We start from the raw sequence: 1600 nt of genomic DNA, 5'->3' as shown, positions 1-1600 counted from the left end.
CTACTATATTTTATGTAAACTGCACTCAAATCGTTTACCCGTATTTTAATTTCAGCCTTACTTAATGGACTTAATGCTTTGGTCTTATTACCTCTACTTATCTTTTTTCACTGGAATCCTGCGTCACTCACAGGTTGGGATTGGTTCATCTTATTGGGTCTTGGTTTAAGTTCAGGCTTTTTTTATGTCTTCTGGTCCTTTGGATCTAAACGCGTTGATGCGCTCTTAGCCTCTCTTTCTACAGCGATCATGCCACTCGCTACGGTAATTTTGGCCTGGTTACTATTAGGAGAGCAATTAACAAAGATGCAGTGTTTAGGTATGAGCCTGGTTATATTTTCCATTGGAATTTACGCTAGACGAAACTAGTTGTTATCTGTGTTTTCAATAAACTGCAGTTCTTAGTTTTGTTTACCATAGAGCTGCAGCGAATTTGATAGAATCGCTCATTATCTTATTGCTAAAGAATTTGGTTGTAGATTGAAAGTTGCGTCATAAGATGATCTTAGCCAATTCCAATGCTTCGGTGCATTATCAGGAGCCATGATGATATTATTCAGGGTTTTTGCCAGATCAGGCACCATAAAATCCAGGTTTTTCTCTGTTAAATTATCTAAAATTGGGTAAACGTATGAGCTTAGGCATGACAGACTCGTAAATTACGATCAAATTGGACATAATTTATTCTATTGTACTGCCAACTCCTTCTCTAAATGCTTTACAAAAAACTAGTAAAAAGAGCGTGAACACCCTAATAAGCCAGTCAATTTTTCGTTGAGAACGAATACATATATATTACGAACAAAGGACAACCGTTGGGCGCTTTATGTCTGAGAGACGGATACAAAAATAAAATATAATTTATTGAAAAATAAAATTATATTTCTTTATTCTTCCTTAGGGCCTACGCCCCGCTCTTTCTCTTTATGTGTGGGAGCCAGTAGATTTTCGGAGGATTCAAAGACCAACTTCCCGCGATACTGGATCAGATCCAGAAAAAGATTTGCTCGCGGAACCAGAAACACGGGAAGTGAGTTGTAAACAATTTTTTGAATCTAAATAGGTATTATCTATCTAAGAAACTTTCTAATATTGCTTGAGATTTGTTCCCCAGTAGAACAGTTTTCATATTATTCTTGAATGTTACTGGAACTCCGTTGATTGAGGTGCCGCAAATCTTTTCAAACTTATCATTTTCAGCTGCATAAAAAGTCCAACCGTCATACTTTTTAAGCTCAGAAACTTTTTGGTAAGTTGGCATGAAATTTTTACAATGTGAACACCATGAAGCATGGACCAGTAGAACAGTTTTGGGCATCGATAACACTGCACAATCTGATTTATTAAAAGGGATTACAGTCGCAAATGAAGCCATAGGAGCTATTGCGATTAGACCAGCGAAGGATTTGATTATTATTTTTTCATTTTTTCTCTGCGTTCTAGTAAAGAGCTCATGTCATCCTCTAATAGACAACGGCGATGATACTAAGTCAGAGCAAGCAGGCGGTCAATAGATTTTCATGAGTTCTATGATTAATAATGACATCTCAATAAGTTTTCTTCCAACAATCGACTGACCACGTCAAGATGGCCGTTTGAG

At 36.9% G+C, this 1600-nt stretch carries 3 protein-coding genes; 2 read left to right on the top strand and 1 reads right to left on the bottom strand.

Annotation, left to right across the window (positions count from 1 at the left end; genetic code table 11):
- Nucleotides 1-78 precede the first annotated feature (78 nt).
- Nucleotides 79-369: a DMT family transporter gene (locus tag BN58_RS23415; protein WP_019216448.1), complete on the top strand. Its 291-nt coding sequence runs from the start codon at nt 79-81 to the stop codon at nt 367-369.
- 697 nt (nt 370-1066) lie between these two features.
- Here BN58_RS23415 and BN58_RS29730 read toward each other — a convergent pair.
- The gene (locus BN58_RS29730; protein WP_019216447.1) at nt 1067-1261 is read right to left on the bottom strand and encodes a hypothetical protein; all 195 of its coding nucleotides are present in this window, start codon (nt 1259-1261) and stop codon (nt 1067-1069) included.
- On the opposite strand from BN58_RS29730, the gene BN58_RS31655 reads away from it, so the two are divergent.
- Entirely contained in the window at nt 1260-1514 is a 255-nt protein-coding gene (locus BN58_RS31655; protein ID WP_019216446.1) for a hypothetical protein, read from the top strand. The two genes, BN58_RS29730 and BN58_RS31655, sit on opposite strands and share 2 nt — an antisense overlap.
- Nucleotides 1515-1600: the final 86 nt, after the last annotated feature.

It is taken from the genome of Legionella tunisiensis, assembly GCF_000308315.1.
GTDB classification, from domain to species: Bacteria; Pseudomonadota; Gammaproteobacteria; order Legionellales; family Legionellaceae; genus Tatlockia; species Tatlockia tunisiensis.
This window is presented reverse-complemented; position numbering and strand designations above follow the sequence as displayed.